The sequence below is a fragment of the Rhodopseudomonas palustris genome, assembly GCF_003591005.1.
GTDB lineage: Bacteria > Pseudomonadota > Alphaproteobacteria > Rhizobiales > Xanthobacteraceae > Rhodopseudomonas > Rhodopseudomonas palustris_K.
Window position 1 is genome coordinate 1 of sequence record NZ_QYYD01000045.1, and the last position, 18,091, is coordinate 18,091.

Consider the following 18,091-nt stretch of genomic DNA (forward strand, 5'->3'; position numbering starts at 1 on the left):
CCACCCTCCGCGCCCCTTTTCCGGGGCGCCCCCCTGCGCCCCCCACTGCGGGCCATGCTCTGGTTATCGCCTTTCTGGGGGGGCCCCCCCCAACGCCGCGGCCCCACCCGGCGGACGCATGTCCGCCTGTTGCTGTTTGACGCCTCACGTCTGTGTTCTCCCCGCCGGATTTATGTACCCGGTCGATGCGTGAAGCTTGCCAGAGCGCGGTCCGGAATCGCTTAAAAAGGCTGGTTAATCGAAGCTGACTCGGCCTGCTTCGGCTCTCATGATTGACAGAAGCTTGGCTCGCATGATTGACGAAAGCTTGCGGGAAAGCCGACAATGCCCGTGTCCGGCAGCGGGCGACGTGCTTGAAGTCCGCGTCGATCAGGCACATCTCTTGCTGGCGTCGGCGGCGCTCACGGCCTCGCCCCATCCGCTTCAGCTTCAGGATTTTTGTTTGTGAACTCTTCACCAACTGCGTCTCTCGCTTCTCCCCCTTCCGCGGATCAAGGGCTGCTCGATCAGTCGGCGCTGAGCGACCTCGCGCAGCGGCTGGTCGACGCGGCGCTGAAGGCAGGTGCCGACCAAGCCGATGCGGTTGCGGTGCGCGGTGTTTCGCATGGTGTCGAACTACGCGATGGTCGGATCCAGGAATCCGAGCGCTCTGAAGGCGACGATGTCGGGCTGCGCGTCTTGGTCGGACGTCGCCAGGCTGTCGTCTCCACCAACGACATCACAGGCGACGGCGTCGCGCAGCTCGCCGAGCGCGCGGTGGCGATGGCCCGCGTCGCGCCGGACGACAAATATGTCGGTCTTGCCGATCCGGCCCTGCTGGCGCGCGACTTACCGCAGCTCGACATGCTCGATCCGCAAACGCCGTCGACCGCCGAGCTCGAGCGTCGTGCGCGTGCGGCCGAAGAAGCCGCGATGGCGGTGAAGGGCGTCAGCAAATCGGGCGGCGCCTCGGCATCGTCGGGGATCGGCGGCATGGTGCTGGTGACGTCGACCGGCTTCCATGGGGCCTATCTGCGTTCGAGCCAGGGCGTCTCGATGACCGCGATCGCCGGCGAAGGCACCGGCATGGAGCGCGACTACGAATACACCACGGCGCCGCACGCCGAGGACCTGATGTCGCCCGAGACGGTCGGCCGGGTTGCCGGCGAGCGCGCGATCGCCCGGCTCGCGCCGCGCAAGGTCGAGACCTGCAAGGTGCCGGTGATCTTCGATCCGCGCGTCGCCGGCTCGCTGGTCGGCCATCTGATCGGCGCCATCAACGGCGCCTCGATCGCGCGCAAGACCTCGTTCCTGAAGGACAAGCTCGGCGCCAAGCTGTTCGGCGACGGCATCCGCATCATCGACGATCCGCTGCGCAAGCGCGGGCTGCGCTCGCAGCCGTTCGATGCCGAGGGCGTCGCGGTCAAGCAGCTCGCGTTGGTGGACGACGGCGTGTTGACGTCATGGCTGCTCGACTGCGCCACGGCGCGCGAACTCGGCCTCACCACCACCGGTCACGCGCATCGCGGCGTATCGTCATCGCCGTCGCCGGGCGCCTACAACGTGCATCTGGAAGCCGGCAGGCTGAGCCCGGCCGAGCTGATGAGCGACATCAAACAAGGCTTCTACATCACCGATCTGATCGGCTCGGGCGTCAACGGCGTCACCGGCGACTACAGCCGCGGCGCCGCCGGGTTCTGGATCGAGAACGGCGAGTGCACCTACGCGGTCAGCGAAGTTACCATCGCGGGCCATCTGTTCGATATCTACAAGACGCTCACGCCGGCGAACGATCTCAGCTTCCGCTACGGCGTCAACGCGCCGACGCTGCGGATCGAGGGGCTGACGGTTGCCGGACGCTAGTCTCGATCTCGGACATCCTGCCGGGCTGTCGCCCGACGCCGCGCTGCTCGTCGCCACCGTCCGCGAGGCCGGCGCGTTGGCGCTGTCGATGTTCGGCACCGACGTGCGGAACTGGACCAAGGGCGCGTCGTCGCCGGTGTCGGACGCGGACATTGCCGCCAACGATCTGATCCGCGAGCGGCTGCAGTCGGCGACGCCGGATTACGGCTGGCTGTCCGAAGAGAGCGCCGACGATCCGGCGCGACTCGGCAAGCAGCGGGTCTGGATCATCGATCCGATCGATGGCACGAGGTCGTATCTCGCCGGCCGCAGCGATTGGTGCGTGTCGGCGGCGCTGATCGAAAATTCGTCGCCGCTGCTGGGCGCGGTGTTTGCGCCGGTCACCAACGAGTTCTATTTCGCGGCGCGCGGCGCCGGCGCAACGCTGAACGGCGCGCCGATCCGCGCCAGCGCCGGCGCGGACTTCGAGGCTGCACGGATCGCAGGGCCGAAGCCGCTGATCGAGCGGATGAGGCTGCCGAACACTGCGCAGATCCTGCCGCGGATCGGCTCGCTGGCGCTGCGGCTGTGCGGTGTGGCCGATGATCGCCTTGACGTCGCCTTCGCGGGCGGGCAAAGCCGCGATTGGGACCTTGCTGCGGCCGATTTGATCGTGCACGAAGCGAATGGTAAACTAACGGGTCTCGCGGGCGAACCCATCGTTTACAACCGTCCGGAGGTCACGCATGGAGTGCTGGTGGCCGCCGGGCGCGATCGACATGCTCGAATCGTCGAGCATTTCCGCCGTCCCGGGAGCTGACCCGCGCCGCCGTTTTCCGCCGAGGAAGTTTGATGTCCGACAATGCGCAGCAGTTGCTCCACCTCGTAATCGGGGGCGAACTGGAAGATCTCGAGAACGTCACCTTCCGCGACCTCGACAAGGTGGACATCGTCGGGGTGTATCCGAGCTACGCGACAGCCTTCGTGGCGTGGAAAGCGAAAGCTCAACAGACCGTCGACAACGCTCACATGCGCTATTTCATCGTTCATCTGCATCGCCTGCTGGATCCCGGCCAGGACGCGAAGCCGGCGCATTAACGAGGCCTTGATTGCGATGACGAGCGCGTCACCTCCGCGGTGGCAGGCGGGGCCGTTGCTGGCCGAACCGCTGCCGATGACGCTGCGCGTCTATCAGAAGCTCACCGCGGGTGTCGCTCCGCTCGCATCATTGCTGATCAAGCGCCGGCTCAAGCAGGGCAAGGAAGAGGCCTCGCGCGTCAACGAGCGCCGCGGTGTCGCGGCCCACGTGCGTCCGCACGGGCCGCTGGTGTGGATCCACGGCGCCAGCGTCGGCGAAGTGCTGGCTGCGGCGGGCCTGATCGAGCGGCTGCGCGACCTCAACCTGCGGATCCTGCTGACGTCCGGCACCGTGACGTCGGCCGAGATCGTGGCGAAGCGGTTTCCGCCCGATATCATCCACCAGTTCATTCCCTACGATGCGCCGAGCTTCGTCGCGCGCTTTCTCGATCACTGGCAGCCATCGCTGGCGCTGTTCATCGAATCCGATCTGTGGCCGAACCTGATCCTCGCCTCCGCGGCGCGGCGGCTGCCGATGGTGCTGATCAACGGCCGGATGTCGCCGCGTTCGTTTCCGCGCTGGCAGCGCGCGTCCGCAACGATCGGCACGCTGCTCGGCAAGTTCGACATCTGCCTCGCGCAGTCGCAGATGGACGCGGAGCGCTTCTCGGCGCTCGGCAGCCCCAACGTCATCACTACCGGCAATCTGAAAATGGACGTCGCTCCGCCGCCGGGCGATCCGGCGCGGCTGGAACGGCTGATGGCGGTGACGCGCGGTCGTCCGGTGATCGTCGCGGCCTCGACGCATCCGGGCGAGGAAGAGATCCTGCTCGACGTGCATCGCACCCTCTCGGGCGTGTTTCCGACGCTGCTGACGGTGATCGTGCCGCGGCATCCGCATCGCGGCGAGCAGATCGCCCAGTTGGTCGAGTCGGCAGGATTAGGGGCCTCGCTGCGCTCGCGCGAGCAGTTGCCGACCGCCGCGACCGCGATCTATGTGGCCGATACGATGGGCGAACTCGGCTTGTTCTACCGGCTGGCGCCGATCGTATTCATGGGCGGCTCGCTGATCGAGCACGGCGGCCAGAATCCGATCGAGGCCGTCAAGCTCGGCGCCTCGATCGTGCATGGGCCGCACGTCGCCAACTTCAGCGAAGTGTACCACGCGCTCGACGACGCTGGCGGCGCCTTCACCGCCGGCGATGTCGAGACGCTGGTGCGGCGGTTCGGGCAGCTGTTGTCCGACGGTCCGGCCCGGCAGGCGTCGATCGACGCGGCGACCGAGGTGGTCGACAGGCTCGGCGGCGCGCTCGATCGCACCGTCTCGGCGCTCGAACCCTACCTGCTGCAATTGCAGATCGAGCAGGACGCCGCCCATGCGTGAGCCGGCCTTCTGGCACCGGCCACCGTCCTTGCTGTCCCGTCTGTTGCTGCCGCTCGGCGCCATCTACGGCGAGATCACGGCGAGCCGCATGCACAAGACCGGCCTCGAGGCCGGCGTGCCGGTGATCTGCGTCGGCAACTATCATCTCGGCGGTGCCGGCAAGACGCCGACCACGCTGGCACTGGTGGAACTGCTGCGTCAGCTCGGTGAACGGCCGGCGGTGCTGAGCCGCGGCTATGGCGGGCGGCTGCATGGTCCGATCGGCGTCGACCCGCAGCGCCACAGCGCCGCCGATGTCGGCGACGAGCCGCTGATGATGGCACGCCGCGTGCCGGTCGTGGTGGCGCGCGACCGGGTCGACGGCGCCGCGCTGGCGCGCTCGCAAGGCGCCAGCGTCATCGTGATGGATGACGGCTTCCAGAACCCGGCGCTGGTCAAGCATCTTTCGCTGATCGTGATCGACAGCCGGCGCGGCGTCGGTAACGGCAGCGTATTTCCCGCCGGCCCGCTGCGCGCGCCGTTGCGGCTGCAGATCGAGCGAACCGACGCGCTGATCATCATCGGCGATGGCGACGCGGCCGATGGCATCGCGGCGGAAATTGCTGCGCGCGGCGGCCCGGTGCTACGTGCGCAATTGCGGCCTGACGAAGCGGCGCTGGCCACGCTGAAAGGCTGCCGCGCGCTGGCTTTCGCCGGCATCGGCGATCCGCTGCGGTTCTTCGTGACGCTGCGCAATGCCGGCATTGAGGTGGTCGAGGAGCGGGCTTTTGCCGACCATCACCCGTTCACGGCTGCCGATCTGGCGCGCCTCGACGAAGATGCGGGCCGCGGCGGTCTGACCCTGGTGACCACGGAGAAGGATCTGGCGCGGATCGGTCCTGCGGCCACTTCGCTACGAAGCCGGATCCTGCCGCTGCCCGTCACGCTCGAGATCGAGACGATCGCGCCACTGCGGACGCTGCTGCTCGAACGGATCAATCAGATACAGGCGCGTCGGTCGGACGTGCGGTGAGGCTCAGGCCTTCAGCGTGCCGGCATTGGGGTAATGCCGCTGCAGCACCGCTTCGGGCGTGGCATAAGCTTCCTTCAGGTCGACGCTCCAGTACTTCAGCTCGTCGAGCGGGATCTGCACAGCAGTGACGGCGCAGCGGACGTAGGTACCGGGCGAGATCACGCGGAAATCGCCATCGAGATACTGCACCTGCGCTTCGCCCGAGCCGGACGGGCCAAATTTGTTGAGCACGGCTGTCTCCTGAGCTGGTGATCGCCCCACACATAATGCATTTCGCGCCGATTCCAAATCGCGCAGCGCCGCGGCCAGCGGCCACCGACTTGTGATGAATCGGGCGCGAATCCACATGATAATCTTTGCGGCGGCGAAGTCTTCGGACATCGTCCCGCCGGGACCCGATGATGCGACTACGCTTTCTTCCCTCGATCGCTGCCTTGCTGTGCGCCGGCCATGTCGCCCTGGCCTCCTCGGCGCTGGCGTCACCGGCCAAGCCGGTCGCGGTTGAAATTCCGCGCGCTGGCGGCGTGTTGCACGCGCAGCTCTACAAGCCGGATGGCGACGGCCCGTTTCCGACCGTGGTGGCGCTGCATGGCTGCGCTGGACTGTCTGGCACTGCGGCCCCGGTACGGTCCCGCTATGCCGATTGGGCCGAACAATTGCTCAAGACCGGCCATGCGGTGTTGTGGCCCGACAGCTACGGCTCTCGCGAACTCGGCCCGCAATGCCACGCCAAGACCCGCCGCATGACGGCGCGGCGCGAGCGGCTGGCCGACATCAGCGCAGCCCGGCATTGGCTGGCCGAGCAGGCCTGGGTTGTCCGCCACCGTATCGGTCTGGTCGGGTGGGATACCGGCGCCAGCGCATTGCTCTGGGCCGTGCGGCCGCAGACGGTGCTGGCCAAGGGCGAGCCCGAATTCCGCTCGGCGGTGGCGTTTTATCCGGATTGCCGCAGTTCAGCGCGGCTGGGCTGGAGCGCGAGGGTGCCGACGCTGGTGTTGATCGGCGGCAGCGACGACATCACTTCGGCGTCGGCCTGCCGCGCGATGGTCGACGGCGCGCAGGGCCGCAGCGCGTTGACGCGTCTGGTGGTGTATCCGGGTGTCTATCACGATTTCGACCAGCCCGGCGTTTCGCTGCATCTGACCAGCGCGGCCGATCCCGAGGCGCCCGAGCACGGCCATCTCGGCTTCGACCCGGCCGCCCGTGCCGACGCGGAAAAGCGCGTCGCACATTGGCTGGGGCGATGACTCTCGGCTAGAGCGTTGTCGAGCGAAGTGGATACCGGTTCGCGTGAAGAAAGCGCTTCAAAGAAAGAACTAGAGCTCCGGTTCTGATCTTATCAGAGCCAGAAAAGCTCTAGAACAGCGAACCCTGATCGGCGGCCTTGACGATGCGCTTTGGCGCCGGCTTTGGCGAGGCCGCCGGCCGGGTCAATTCGCGAGCCGTGCCGTCGCCGCCATCCGCGGTGACGCCGACGCGGCCATCGGCAAATTCGACGCTGAGCCGCGCGCCGGCTTCGACGGCAGCTGCGGCATGGACCGCGTGACCCTCGGCGTTCCGCACCAGCGCGAAACCGCGCGCGAGCACGCCGCGATAAGACAATGCGGTCAGCAGCTTGCCGGTGGTGTCGACGCGCGCCTGGTGGCGGTCGAGCAAGGTCGCCAGCGCCCGGCGGGCGCGCTCGGACAGCCGCAGCATCCGCTCGCGCTCGCGCGCAATTCGCATCCGCTGCGCCTGCTCATTGGCGAGCTTGGAGGCCTGCAGCCGGATCGCCAGCCCGTCGAAGCGGTCGCGGCGATGCCGCAGCACCGCACGGGTGCAATGCTGAAGCCGCTGACCACTGACGGACAGGCGATGGGCGCTATGCGCCACTTGCGCCTTCAGAACCGTCAGCGTCATTCCGGCCGCCGCCTTGGCGTAGCGGCGATGGTGCGCGTGGGTGTTGGCGCGCAGCGCCCGTGGCAGGCCGGCGGCGGCGCCGTCGAGCCGCTGCCTCGGCACCGCGAGCAATTCGTTGGCGGCCGGCAGCGCCCGCGCGGCGGCGCGCAGCTCGTTGCGGCGCGCGTCCTGGCTGCGCGACCAGCACAGCATCATCCGCCGCGACAAGCCGCCGACCTCGACGAACAGCTCGGCCCGCACCGGCACCGCCATTTCGGCGGCGGCAGTCGGCGTCGGCGCGCGCTTGTCGGCGGCGAAGTCGATCAGCGTCACGTCGGTCTCGTGGCCGACCGCGGAGATCAGCGGGATCAGGCTGTCGGCCGCGGCGCGGACCACGATCTCCTCGTTGAACGACCACAGATCTTCCAGCGAGCCGCCGCCGCGCGCGACGATCAAGAGATCGGGCCGCGGGATCGGTCCGTCCTCCGGCAGCGCGTTGAAGCCGTTGATCGCGGCCGCGACCTGTTCGGCCGAGCCTTCGCCCTGCACCTTGACGGGCCACACCAGCACGCGGCGCGGGAAGCGGTCTTCGAGCCGGTGCAGGATGTCGCGGATCACCGCGCCGGTGGGCGAGGTGACGACGCCGATCACTTCGGGCAGCCATGGCAGCAATTGCTTGCGCGCCTCGTCGAACAGGCCCTCGGCGCCGAGCTTGCGCTTGCGCTCTTCCATCAAGGCCATCAGCGCGCCGACGCCGGCGGGCTCCAGTGCCTCGATCACGATCTGATATTTCGACGAGCCGGGGTAGGTGGTCAGCTTGCCGGTGGCGATGACCTCGAGGCCTTCCTGCGGCTTGAACCGCATCCGCCCGGCGACGCCCTTCCAGATCACCGCCTCGATCTTGGCGCTCTCGTCTTTCAGCGCGAAATAGCAGTGCCCCGACGAATGCGCGCCGCGAAACCCGGAGATCTCGCCGCGCACCCGGACATGCCCATAGGTGTCCTCCACCGTCCGCTTCAGCGCCTGCGACAGCTCGGAAACGGTGAATTCGCCGACATTGGCGAGGGCTTGGGGAGCGAGCGTTCGGGCCATGCGATTCGGGTGCTGTGGATGAAGTGTGGAAGGTAGGGATTTTCGGCAGGCGCGCCAACCGCCTGCCGATCTCTCGTCGCATGCGGATGCGGCCGGATCGTGCCGGAGGCGGCTTTTGCCGCGATTGACCACATATCCACATGTCTGCTGCGGGCCGTTGCCCCGTTGTCCCGGCGTGTTACACCCCGGCTTCGGATCCACGGGCACGGTCGGGCTGCGCAATGAACATTCTCCTTCTCGGTTCGGGCGGGCGCGAACACGCGCTGGCGTGGAAGATCGCGGCCTCGCCGCTGGTCACCAAGCTGTTCTGTGCTCCCGGCAACGCCGGCATCGCCCAAGAGGCGATCTGCGTGCCGCTGGACGTCACCGACCATCGCGCGGTGATCCAGTTCTGCAAGGACAAGGACATCGAGCTGGTCGTGGTCGGGCCGGAGGGGCCGCTCGCCGCCGGCATCGTCGACGATCTCGCCGCGGTCGGCATCAAGGCGTTCGGCCCCAGCAAGGCGGCGGCGCAGCTCGAAGGCTCCAAGGGCTTCACCAAGGATCTGTGCAAGGCGCACGACATCCCGACCGCCGCCTATGAGCGGTTTGGCGATCCGAACGAGGCCAAGGCCTATATCCGCGCCCAGGGCGCCCCGATCGTGGTCAAGGCCGACGGCCTCGCCGCCGGCAAGGGCGTGGTGGTGGCGATGACGCTCGCCGAGGCGGAGGCCGCGATCGACATGATGTTCGGCGGCGCGCTCGGCGACGCCGGCGTCGAGGTAGTGGTCGAGGATTTCCTGGTCGGCGAAGAGGCGTCGTTCTTCGTGCTGTGCGACGGCGAGCACGCGCTGCCGCTCGCCACCGCGCAGGACCACAAGCGCGCTTACGACGGCGACAAGGGCCCCAACACCGGCGGCATGGGCGCCTATTCGCCGGCGCCGGTGATGACCGATGCGGTCTGCAGGCAGGCGATGGAGCAGATCATCACGCCGACGCTGAAGGCTATGAAAGCGATGGGCATGCCGTTCAAGGGCGTGCTGTTCGCCGGGCTGATGATCACCGACGAAGGCCCGCAACTGATCGAATACAACGTCCGGTTCGGCGATCCGGAATGCCAGGTGCTGATGATGCGGATGATGTCAGACATCGTGCCGGCGCTGCTCGCCTGCGTCGACGGCCAGCTCAAGCATGTCACGCTGCGCTGGTTCGACGAGCCGGCGCTGACGGTGGTGATGGCCGCCAAGGGCTATCCGGGCGCTTACGAAAAGGGCACCCGCATCGCCGGCCTCGACCGCGCCGAGAAGATTCCCGGCGTGCAGATCTTCCACGCCGGCACCATGGCGTCGGGCGACTGGATTCTCGCCAATGGCGGCCGCGTGCTGGCGGTGACGGCCTCGGCCAAGACCGTCGCCGAGGCGCAGCGCCGCGCCTACGAGGCAATCGGCGTGATCAACTGGCCCGAAGGCTTCTGCCGCCGCGACATTGGCTGGCAGGCAGTGGCGCGGGAACGCCGGAAGAAGTAGGAGCGTTATCGGCTTCGCTCCGTCATTGCGAGGAGCGAAGCGACGAAGCAATCCAGGAGCTCAATGCTCGGAGCTGGATTGCTTCGCTTCGCTCGCAATGACGGCAACGAACTCCGAGAGAACCAACCGATGTCCGATCTCGCCGACTTGTTTCCGGGTTTTGGCTCGGAATGGATCAACACCTCGTCGGGCCGCATCTTTGCGCGGGTCGGCGGCGCCGGGCCGCCGCTGTTGCTGCTGCACGGCTTCTCCGAGACCCACGTGATGTGGCACCGCGTTGCGCCGACGCTGGCGGAGAAGTTCAAGCTGATCATCGCCGATCTGCCCGGCTACGGCTGGTCGGACATGCCGGAGAGCGACGATCAGCATACGCCCTATACCAAGCGGGCGATGGCCCGGCAGCTGATCGAGGCGATGGAGCAGCTCGGCCATGTCCGCTTCGGCCTCGCCGGCCACGACCGCGGCGGCCGCGTCAGCTACCGGATGGCGCTCGATCAGCCGGGGCGGCTGACCAAGCTGGCGACGCTCGATATCCTGCCGACCTACGAATACTGGCAGCGCATGGACCGCCGCTACGCGCTCAAAGTGTATCACTGGAGCTTCCTGGCGCAGCCTTCGCCGCTGCCGGAGACGCTGATCGCGGCGGCGCCCGATTTCTTCCTCAAGAACAAGCTGGCGAGCTGGGCCAAGCAGCACGATCTGTCCTGCTTCGATCCGCGCGCGCTCGAGCATTATCTTGCGCCGTTCCGCGATCCGATGCGGCTGCACGCGATGTGCGAGGACTATCGCGCCGGCGCCTTCGCCGACTACGAGCACGACAAGGCCGACCTCGAAGCCGGCAATAAGATCCAAGTGCCGATGCTGGCGCTGTGGGGTGATGCCGGCATCGCCCAATCGGCCGCCACGCCGCTCGACACCTGGAAGAACTGGGCCAAAGACGTTCAGGGCCACGCGGTCGATTCCGGCCACTTCCTGACCGAGGAAGCACCGCAGCAAACAGCAGACGCGTTGCTGAAGTTCTTCACCGCCGCCTGACCGCCGCGCCGCCGCAAAGAAGTTCCTGCGCCGCAGCCGGATCGAACTGTGCTAGCTGCGAGCATGCCGCAAAGCCGACCGACGCTGCGATCGCGCAAGATCGACCTCAATCTGCTGGTGATGCTGGAGACGCTGGTCGCCGAGCGCAGCGTCTCCAAGGCGGCGGTGCGACTTGGCCTGACGCAATCCGCCGTCAGTCATGCGCTCGGCCGGCTGCGCCTGGCATTTGGCGATCCGTTGTTTGTCCGGGCGCCGACCGGGATGAACCCGACCCGCCGGGCGCTCGACATTGCGGCGGCGACGCGGGCAGCGCTCGAACAGCTCGAGCGCACCATCGACGATGCGGCGGTGTTCGACCCCGCCACCGCGGAGCGGACGTTCCGGCTGCGGCTGTCCGAATACATCTCCAGCCATCTGCTGCAGCGGCTGTGTCCGGCGCTGCGCCGCGCCGCGCCGGGGGTGCGGCTCGATGCGGCACATTTCAGCGGCGATCCGCGCGAGGACGAAATCATCGGCGACGAGATTCACGTCCGGCTCGGCGCGTCGGGCACCGTCTCGGAAGACCGCGCGCGGCTGCGCCTGGTCGACGAGAAGTTCGTCGTGCTGATGCGGCGCGGCCATCCGGCGCGCCGCCGCAAACTGACCCTGGCCGGCTATGCGGCGCTCGACCATGTCAAAGTCGTCGGCACGATCGGCACCAACATCATCGACGACGCGCTGCGGCTGCGCGGCTACGCGCGCAACATCGTGTTCAGCGTGCCGAGCTGGCGCGACGCCCGCCACATCGTCGCCAACAGCGATCTGGTCGCCGCGATGCCGGCGCGCTGGGCGCGCGACGAGGACCGGCAGGCGGTGCATGTCGCGAGCGCGTTTCCGATCGACGATGTCCGCTTCGCGATCGATCTCGAATGGGATCCTCGCTACCGCACCGATCCGGGCCACGCCTGGCTGCGCTCGCTGATCGCGCGCGAGTTCCTCGCCGGCGTATGAATCCGGTTCATAAGCATCATGACCATTATGAGTTGTATTTGCTGCAGCGCTTCGTGACATCGTCCCGGCCAACAACAGATAAACGCTGGGAGGAAATACGATGGCTTCGAGGAAGCGCTATTTAGTCTACGCCGGCCTGTTCGTGCTGATGTTCATCAACTACCTCGACCGGGTGAACCTGTCAGTTGCGGCGAAGTCGATTGCGGACACCTATCAGCTGTCGCCGATCGACATGGGCTACATCTTCTCGGCCTTCCTGTGGACCTATCTGATCTGCCTGATCCCGATGGGGCTGCTGGCGGATCGGTTCGGCGGCCGCGCCGTCACCTACAGCACGCTCGGCCTGTGGTCGCTGGCCGGAATCTGGACCGGCCTCGCCAGCACCTATTCGTCGCTGTTCGCGTCCCGCCTGGTGCTCGGCATCGGCGAGTCGGCGAGCTATCCGGCCGGCGGCAAGATCATCCGCGAATGGGCGCCGGAGAGCGAGCGTGGCCTCGCCTCCGCGTTTCTCAATTCCGGCGCGCATGCCGGTCTGTGCGTCGGCTCGGTCGTGGTCGGCACGCTGATCGTCAGCTTCGGCTGGCGGGAGTCTTTCTACATCACCGGCGCGTTCGGTCTGGTGCTGGCGCTGGTGTGGTTCCTGTTCTATCGGCGGCCGGAAGCAGCGTCCTGGCTCGGCAAGGACGAGCGCGATCTGATCCTCAGCACGCGCGGCGCCGTGGCGGCGCATGACGGCGGCGGCAGTCAGTTCGTCGCGCTGAAGAACCTGCTGCGCAACCCGTCGATGCTGGCGCTGGCGCTGACGCAAGGCTGCGCCGGCTACACGCTGTATCTGTTCATGACCTGGCTGCCGAGCTATCTGGCGGCCACGAAGGGCATGGACGTGCTGAAGTCGGGCCTGTTTTCGGCGATCCCCTACGGCGTCGCCGCGGTGCTCGGGCTCGGCCTCGGTTGGTTCAGCGACCGGCTGCTGAAGCGCCAGGGCGCCCGCAATGCCGATCGCCGCAAGCTGATCGCCGCGATGCTACTGCTGTCCTCGGTGATCCTGGCGGCGCCGCTGGTCGAGTCGATCTGGCTGATCGAAGCGCTGATCAGCATCTCGCTGGCCTGCGTCGCCACCGCGATGGCGATGAACATCGCGCTGACCGCCGACCTGATGGTCGACGGCCGCTACAACGGCGTCGCCACCAGCCTGCTGATCATGGGCGGCAATCTGTTCGGCACCGCGGCGCCGATCGTCACCGGCTACGTCGTCGCCGCCACCGGCGGCTATTCGGGCGCCTTCCTGATCGCCGGCGTGCTGCTGCTCGGCGGCGCCGTCGTCATCACCTTCGGGGCCAAGTCCCCGATCCGCCTGTCTCCGCAGCCGCAAGCAGAGCCGCAGGACGGCGCCGTGTCATTCGTTGGAAAGGCTTCACGATGAAGAAGATCACGTTCACTGCCGTCTCGCGCAACTACTTCAATCTGCCGATCTGGGTGGCGCAGCACCGCCGGCTGTTCGCCGACGAAGGTCTCGACGTCACCATCGAACTCTATGAAGGCGTCGACGACGTCACGCAGCGGATCCGCGACGGCCGCGCCCAGCTCGGCTACGGCATCACCGAGCACGTCGTGCTCGACAGCGAGGCCGGCGGCGATCTCGAGATCATCGGCGGCAACGTCAACCGCCTGCCGTTCTCCTTCGTGGCCGGCAAGACGATCCGATCGATCGAGGATTTGCGCGGCAAGACGGTCGGCGTGTCCTCGATCGAAGCCGGCAGTTCGTCGCTGGTGATGAAGCTGCTGTCGGCCCGCGGCCTCGAATATCCGCGCGATTATCAGATGCGCGCGGTCGGCCCGATCCTGACGCGCTGGGAGATGCTGCAGTCCGGCGAAATTGATGCCGGCCTGCAAGGTGCGCCGCTGAACTACGTCGCGCTCGATCAGGGCTATCCCAGCCTGTGCGAGCCGCGCCAGGAGGTGCCGGACTTCCAGTTTACTTCGCTCAACGTCAATGGCGTTTGGGCCAAGGCCAATCCGGAGATCATGCGGCCGTTCATGCGCGCCTTCGTCCGTGCGCATCAGCTGTTCTTCGCCGACCGCGACGCCGTCACCCCGATCGCGGTGGCGGAAACCGGCATCACCGAGGACTACGCGCGGCAGGCCTGGAGCGAGTACACAACGGACGAAATCTTCCCGCGCGACGGCGATGCCAGCGACGCCGCGGTGCAGGCGCTGATCGAGATCTCGTCGCTGATCCGCGCCGTGCCGAACCGCACCAAGACGGCGGCCAGCGACTACATCAATCGCAGCTATCTGCACGCGGCGCAGCGCGAGATCGCCGCGGCCGAGGAGCGGGTCTGAGATGCCGGGAGAACCGGCCCTGGTCGAGATCGACTACGGCCGCCGGCTGCGCGCCGGCGTCCTGGTCCCGTCCGGCAATTCGGTCGCGGAGCCCGAGATCCGCGCGATGCTGCCGGCGGGCGTCTCCGCGCTGGTGACGCGGCTGCCGCTGCGCGGCAGTTCGCGCGCCGAGCTGATGACCATGCTGGACGGGCTCGAGGCCGCGGCGCGGCTGCTCGCCGATGCCCAGGTCGACGTCATCGTGTTTCACTGCACGGCGGTGTCGACCTTCGCGCCGGATCTGGCCGGGACGATTCGTGATCGCATCCAGGCCGCCACCGGCCTGCCGTGTTTCACCACCGCGGATGCGATCATCGCGGCGCTGCAGCGGCTGCAGGCGCGGCGCGTGACGCTGCTGACGCCGTATATCGGCGAGGTGCATCAGCGCGAGGCCGACTTCCTGGTCGCCGGCGGATTCGAGGTCGCGGACAGCGCCTGGCTCGGTATCGATACCAACACCGAGATGGGGCGGTGCGAGCCCGCGACGCTACTCGACTGGGCGCAGCGCGAAGCCGCCACCCCGGCCGACGCCTGCCTGATCAGCTGCACTGCGATCAAGTCGCTGCCGATCGTCGCCGAACTCGAGCGCCGCATCGCCATGCCGGTGCTGACCAGCAACCAGTGCATGGTCTGGTATCTGCTGGACCAGCACGGCATCGCGCCGAATGATCGCCGGTTCGGGCGGCTGTTCGAGGTGCCACACGTCGCCGCGGAAGCGGCGGGCGCATAGCCCGCGCGCCGATTACTCCGCCTTGGCGCCGAGTTGCTTCGGGCGTCGTCCGAAGTCCGCGGCGGCGGCGTCCTGGCCGATCTGGACGATGCCGCGGCGGATCGCGCGGGTGCGGGTGAAGTGCTCGAACAGCGCGTCGCCGTCGCCGCGGCGGATCGCGCGGGTCAGCTTCGACAGGTCTTCCTGGAATTCGCCCAGCATCTCCAGCACCGCGTCCTTGTTGGTCAGGAACACGTCGCGCCACATCGTGGGATCCGACGCGGCAATGCGGGTGAAGTCGCGGAAGCCGCCGGCGGAGAATTTCAGCACTTCCGACTGCGTCACGCCTTCGAGCTCTTCGGCCGTCGAGACGATGGTGTAGGCGATCAGATGCGGCAGATGGCTGGTCACCGCCAGCACCAGGTCGTGGTGCTCGGGCGTCATGATCTCGACATTGGCGCCCAGCGCGCGCCAGAACGCCGCGAGCTTCTCGGTCGCCTCGGCCGTGGTGCCTTCGGGCGGCGTCAGGATGCACCAGCGGTTGATGAACAGCTCGGCGAAGCCGGAGTCGGGGCCGGAATTCTCGGTGCCGGCGACCGGATGCGCCGGGACAAAATGCACGCCCTCCGGCAGATACGGCGCCATCGCCTTCAGCACCGCGCCCTTGACCGAGCCGACGTCCGAGACGATCGCACCCGGCGCCAGATGCGGCGCGATCTCCTGCGCGACCGGGCCGCAGGCGCCGACCGGAATGCACAGGATGACGAGATCGGCGCCGTCGACCGCCTCGGCGTTGGTTTCGACCACGCGGTCGACGATGCCGAGCTCCTGCACGCGCGCGCGGGTCTGCGGCGAGCGCGCGGTCGCGACGATCTCGCCGGCGAGGCCGAGCGCCTTGGCGCCGCGGGCGATCGAGCCGCCGATCAGGCCGAAGCCGATCAGCGCCAGCTTGCGAAACAGCGGCGCAGAACTCATGGCTTGCCCATGAATTCGCGCAGCGCCTCGATCACCAGTTCGTTGGCCTCATCGGTGCCGATCGTCATCCGCAGCGCGTGCGGCAGCTTGTAGTTGCCGAGCGCGCGCAGCACGAGGCCGCGCTTGGTGAGGAACGCGTCGGCCTCCACCGCGGTCTTGCCCGGCGTGGTCGGGAAGTGCATCAGCACGAAGTTGCAGACGCTCGGCGTCACCTTCAGGCCGAGCGCGGTGAGCTCCTCGGTGAGCCGGTCGCGCCACTTCTCGGTGTGGATGCGCGACATGTCGACATGCGCGGTGTCCTGGATCGCCGCGACGGCGGCGAGCTGCGACGGGATCGACGTGTTGAACGGGCCGCGGATGCGGTTGACCGCGTCGACGATATTCTCCGGCCCGAACATCCAGCCGATGCGCAGCGCCGCCAGCCCGTGCACCTTGGAGAAGGTGTGGGTCAGTACGGTGTTGTCGGTGGTCGACACCAGCTCGATGCCGATCTCGTAGTCGTTCTTCGAGACGTAGTCCGCATAGGCTGCGTCGAGCACCAGCACGACATGCGACGGCAGGCCGGCGCGCAGCCGTTTGACTTCGTCGAACGGGATGTAGGTGCCGGTCGGGTTGTTGGGATTGGCGAGCCACACCAGCTTGGTGCGCGGCGACACTTTGGCGAGGATCGCGTCGACGTCGCAGGTCAGGTCCTTCTCCTCGGCGACCACGTTGGTGGCGCCGTTCGCCAGCGTGGCGATCGGATAGACCAGGAAGCCGTGCTGCGACGAGATCGCCTCGTCGCCCGGGCCGAGATAAGTGTGCGCCAGCAAATTGAGGATTTCGTCCGAGCCGGCGCCGCAGATGATGCGGTCGGGGTCGAGCCCGTAGGCCTTGCCGATGGCTTCGCGCAGGATCCGCGAGGTGCCTTCCGGATAATCCTCGAGATGGTCCGCCGCGCTCTTATAGGCCGCGATCGCGTGCGGCGAGGGGCCGAACGGCGTCTCGTTGGCGGACAGCTTGAACACCTTGCGGCCGGGCTCGGCCACCGGGCTCTTGCCGGGGGTGTAGGGCGCAATATCGAGGATGCCGGGCTTCGGCACGGGACGGGACATCATCAACTCCGGATGGTCGGGCGGCCGAACGCCGGCCCCTCAGGGTGTCGGCTTGCCGCTCGGGGGCACCGTATAGCGCCTCGCGTGGCTGCCGACGAGAGCCGACGAACGCAGCGAGGCCCCCGCTGCGATCAGGGCAGCCTTGATCTGATCGAGGCTGCAGGGCGCCGAGATCGACACCAGCAGGGCCGCGCCGTCGAAAGCGGTATCCGGGACAGCCACGACCTCGGCCAGCGGCGAAATCGCCCGGGCGATTTCGGCATTCCAGCCCGACACCCGGATGCTCCAGGTTTCGACCTCGGTGACCATGGCGCTGTCGGCGACTCGCGACACCACGAACACTGGCAGCGCCGCCGGGTGATCGGCGCGCTCGATGAACGGCAGCCGGGCGATGATCTTGGGCACCCCGGCCGCTTCCAGCGCCAGCCACCACGGCGTCGCGCCCGAGGTCGCCGACACCAGCGCGAGGTCGCCTTTGGAGCGGGCCACCGCCTCGACCGCGGCGGAGGCCGAGAAATGCGGCACGTAGGGCACTGTGAAGCCGAAATGGAAACGGGCGGAATCGCGCATCGCCGACTCGCCGAGCGACTGGTCGACATGCACCGAGAACGGCGCTTGCACATAGGTGAAGGTGGCGATGATCACCCGCCAGATGCTCTCGACGGTGTCGAGCGGCAGAATGCCCTTATGGCGCTCGACCAGCCGCCGCATCATGTCGGCCTCGCGCGCCGGCCGAAACGCCGAGCCGACCTCCTGGGTCTGCTTCACGGCAATCAGCCGGTCGATGATGTCGCCGCGCTGCATCAGCAGCTGATGAACCTGCGCGTCGATGCTGTCGATCTCCTGGCGGAGCTCGTTGAGCGACGGCGGCGAGGGCGGCTGGGTCATTGTGGAGGACCTTCAGGCGAGAAGTCTGGGCAAGACGCGATGCGACCTTCTGCTTAGGAAACCAGGCGATTGAAGGCAAAGGAATTTGGCTTTGGGGCAGGGTGCCGCCCGCGAGGATCACCCTCCCCTGGAGGGGGAGGGTCGCTCGCGCAGCGCGCGGGGTGGGGTGGCGAAGAGTTCATCCGCTGTGCCCGCGGCTGCGGGGCCCCCCCCCCCCCCGCGGGGGGGGGGGCGGGGGGGGCGCCCCCC

17 protein-coding genes are annotated in these 18,091 nt (G+C 67.7%); 12 read left to right on the forward strand and 5 right to left on the reverse strand.

Annotated elements, in window-relative coordinates; translation table 11 throughout:
* Positions 1–444 precede the first annotated feature (444 nt).
* From D4Q52_RS24975 to lpxK, 5 genes are read left to right on the forward strand one after another with little or no spacing between them, the layout of a single operon-like run.
* Positions 445–1,842, forward strand: coding sequence for a TldD/PmbA family protein (locus D4Q52_RS24975; RefSeq protein ID WP_119859288.1), 1,398 nt, complete (start codon positions 445–447; stop codon positions 1,840–1,842).
* Entirely contained in the window at positions 1,829–2,641 is an 813-nt protein-coding gene (locus D4Q52_RS24980) for an inositol monophosphatase family protein (protein WP_119859289.1), read from the forward strand. Before D4Q52_RS24975 ends, D4Q52_RS24980 begins: the two co-directional genes overlap by 14 nt.
* Before the next feature lie 32 nt (positions 2,642–2,673).
* Complete coding sequence (locus tag D4Q52_RS24985) at positions 2,674–2,919, forward strand: DUF4170 domain-containing protein (protein ID WP_119859290.1); 246 nt, start codon at positions 2,674–2,676, stop codon at positions 2,917–2,919.
* A gap of 16 nt (positions 2,920–2,935) precedes the next feature.
* Positions 2,936–4,282, forward strand: coding sequence for a 3-deoxy-D-manno-octulosonic acid transferase (locus D4Q52_RS24990; protein WP_182915442.1), 1,347 nt, complete (start codon positions 2,936–2,938; stop codon positions 4,280–4,282).
* Positions 4,275–5,294 (forward strand): tetraacyldisaccharide 4'-kinase, encoded by a 1,020-nt coding sequence (lpxK, locus tag D4Q52_RS24995; RefSeq protein WP_119859291.1) that lies wholly within the window; start codon positions 4,275–4,277, stop codon positions 5,292–5,294. Before D4Q52_RS24990 ends, lpxK begins: the two co-directional genes overlap by 8 nt.
* 3 nt (positions 5,295–5,297) lie before the next feature.
* On the opposite strand, the gene D4Q52_RS25000 is transcribed toward lpxK, so the two are convergent.
* Positions 5,298–5,525 carry a DUF2093 domain-containing protein gene (locus tag D4Q52_RS25000; RefSeq protein WP_119859292.1) on the reverse strand — a complete coding sequence of 76 codons (228 nt, stop codon included), beginning with the start codon at positions 5,523–5,525 and terminating at the stop codon, positions 5,298–5,300.
* Positions 5,526–5,695: 170 nt separating this feature from the next.
* Here D4Q52_RS25000 and D4Q52_RS25005 point away from each other — a divergent pair, with 170 nt between their 5' ends.
* Entirely contained in the window at positions 5,696–6,541 is an 846-nt protein-coding gene (locus D4Q52_RS25005) for a dienelactone hydrolase family protein (RefSeq protein ID WP_119859303.1), read from the forward strand.
* 109 nt (positions 6,542–6,650) lie between these two features.
* Here D4Q52_RS25005 and xseA read toward each other — a convergent pair whose 3' ends face one another.
* Positions 6,651–8,264, reverse strand: coding sequence for an exodeoxyribonuclease VII large subunit (xseA, locus tag D4Q52_RS25010; protein WP_119859293.1), 1,614 nt, complete (start codon positions 8,262–8,264; stop codon positions 6,651–6,653).
* A 221-nt stretch (positions 8,265–8,485) separates the two neighbouring features.
* Here xseA and purD point away from each other — a divergent pair, with 221 nt between their 5' ends.
* The 6 genes from purD (at position 8,486) to D4Q52_RS25040 (ending at position 14,906) form a co-directional block, all read left to right on the forward strand.
* Positions 8,486–9,769 (forward strand): phosphoribosylamine--glycine ligase, encoded by a 1,284-nt coding sequence (purD, locus tag D4Q52_RS25015; RefSeq protein WP_119859294.1) that lies wholly within the window; start codon positions 8,486–8,488, stop codon positions 9,767–9,769.
* A gap of 129 nt (positions 9,770–9,898) precedes the next feature.
* Positions 9,899–10,804 carry an alpha/beta fold hydrolase gene (locus tag D4Q52_RS25020; protein ID WP_119859295.1) on the forward strand — a complete coding sequence of 302 codons (906 nt, stop codon included), beginning with the start codon at positions 9,899–9,901 and terminating at the stop codon, positions 10,802–10,804.
* A 48-nt stretch (positions 10,805–10,852) separates the two neighbouring features.
* A complete protein-coding gene (locus D4Q52_RS25025; protein WP_182915443.1) occupies positions 10,853–11,794 on the forward strand; it encodes a LysR family transcriptional regulator in 942 nt (313 codons plus the stop codon).
* Positions 11,795–11,894: 100 nt separating this feature from the next.
* The gene (locus tag D4Q52_RS25030; protein ID WP_119859297.1) at positions 11,895–13,217 is read left to right on the forward strand and encodes an MFS transporter; all 1,323 of its coding nucleotides are present in this window, start codon (positions 11,895–11,897) and stop codon (positions 13,215–13,217) included.
* Positions 13,214–14,137 (forward strand): ABC transporter substrate-binding protein, encoded by a 924-nt coding sequence (locus tag D4Q52_RS25035; RefSeq protein WP_119859298.1) that lies wholly within the window; start codon positions 13,214–13,216, stop codon positions 14,135–14,137. Before D4Q52_RS25030 ends, D4Q52_RS25035 begins: the two co-directional genes overlap by 4 nt.
* 1 nt (position 14,138) lies before the next feature.
* A complete protein-coding gene (locus D4Q52_RS25040) occupies positions 14,139–14,906 on the forward strand; it encodes a maleate cis-trans isomerase family protein (protein ID WP_119859299.1) in 768 nt (255 codons plus the stop codon).
* A 12-nt stretch (positions 14,907–14,918) separates the two neighbouring features.
* Here D4Q52_RS25040 and D4Q52_RS25045 read toward each other — a convergent pair whose 3' ends face one another.
* From D4Q52_RS25045 to D4Q52_RS25055, 3 genes are read right to left on the reverse strand one after another with little or no spacing between them, the layout of a single operon-like run.
* Positions 14,919–15,860 (reverse strand): prephenate/arogenate dehydrogenase family protein, encoded by a 942-nt coding sequence (locus D4Q52_RS25045; protein WP_119859300.1) that lies wholly within the window; start codon positions 15,858–15,860, stop codon positions 14,919–14,921.
* The gene (gene hisC, locus D4Q52_RS25050; RefSeq protein ID WP_119859304.1) at positions 15,857–16,954 is read right to left on the reverse strand and encodes a histidinol-phosphate transaminase; all 1,098 of its coding nucleotides are present in this window, start codon (positions 16,952–16,954) and stop codon (positions 15,857–15,859) included. Before hisC ends, D4Q52_RS25045 begins: the two co-directional genes overlap by 4 nt.
* A 39-nt stretch (positions 16,955–16,993) precedes the next feature.
* The gene (locus D4Q52_RS25055) at positions 16,994–17,842 is read right to left on the reverse strand and encodes a chorismate mutase (protein ID WP_119859301.1); all 849 of its coding nucleotides are present in this window, start codon (positions 17,840–17,842) and stop codon (positions 16,994–16,996) included.
* Between the last annotated feature and the right edge of the window lie 249 nt (positions 17,843–18,091).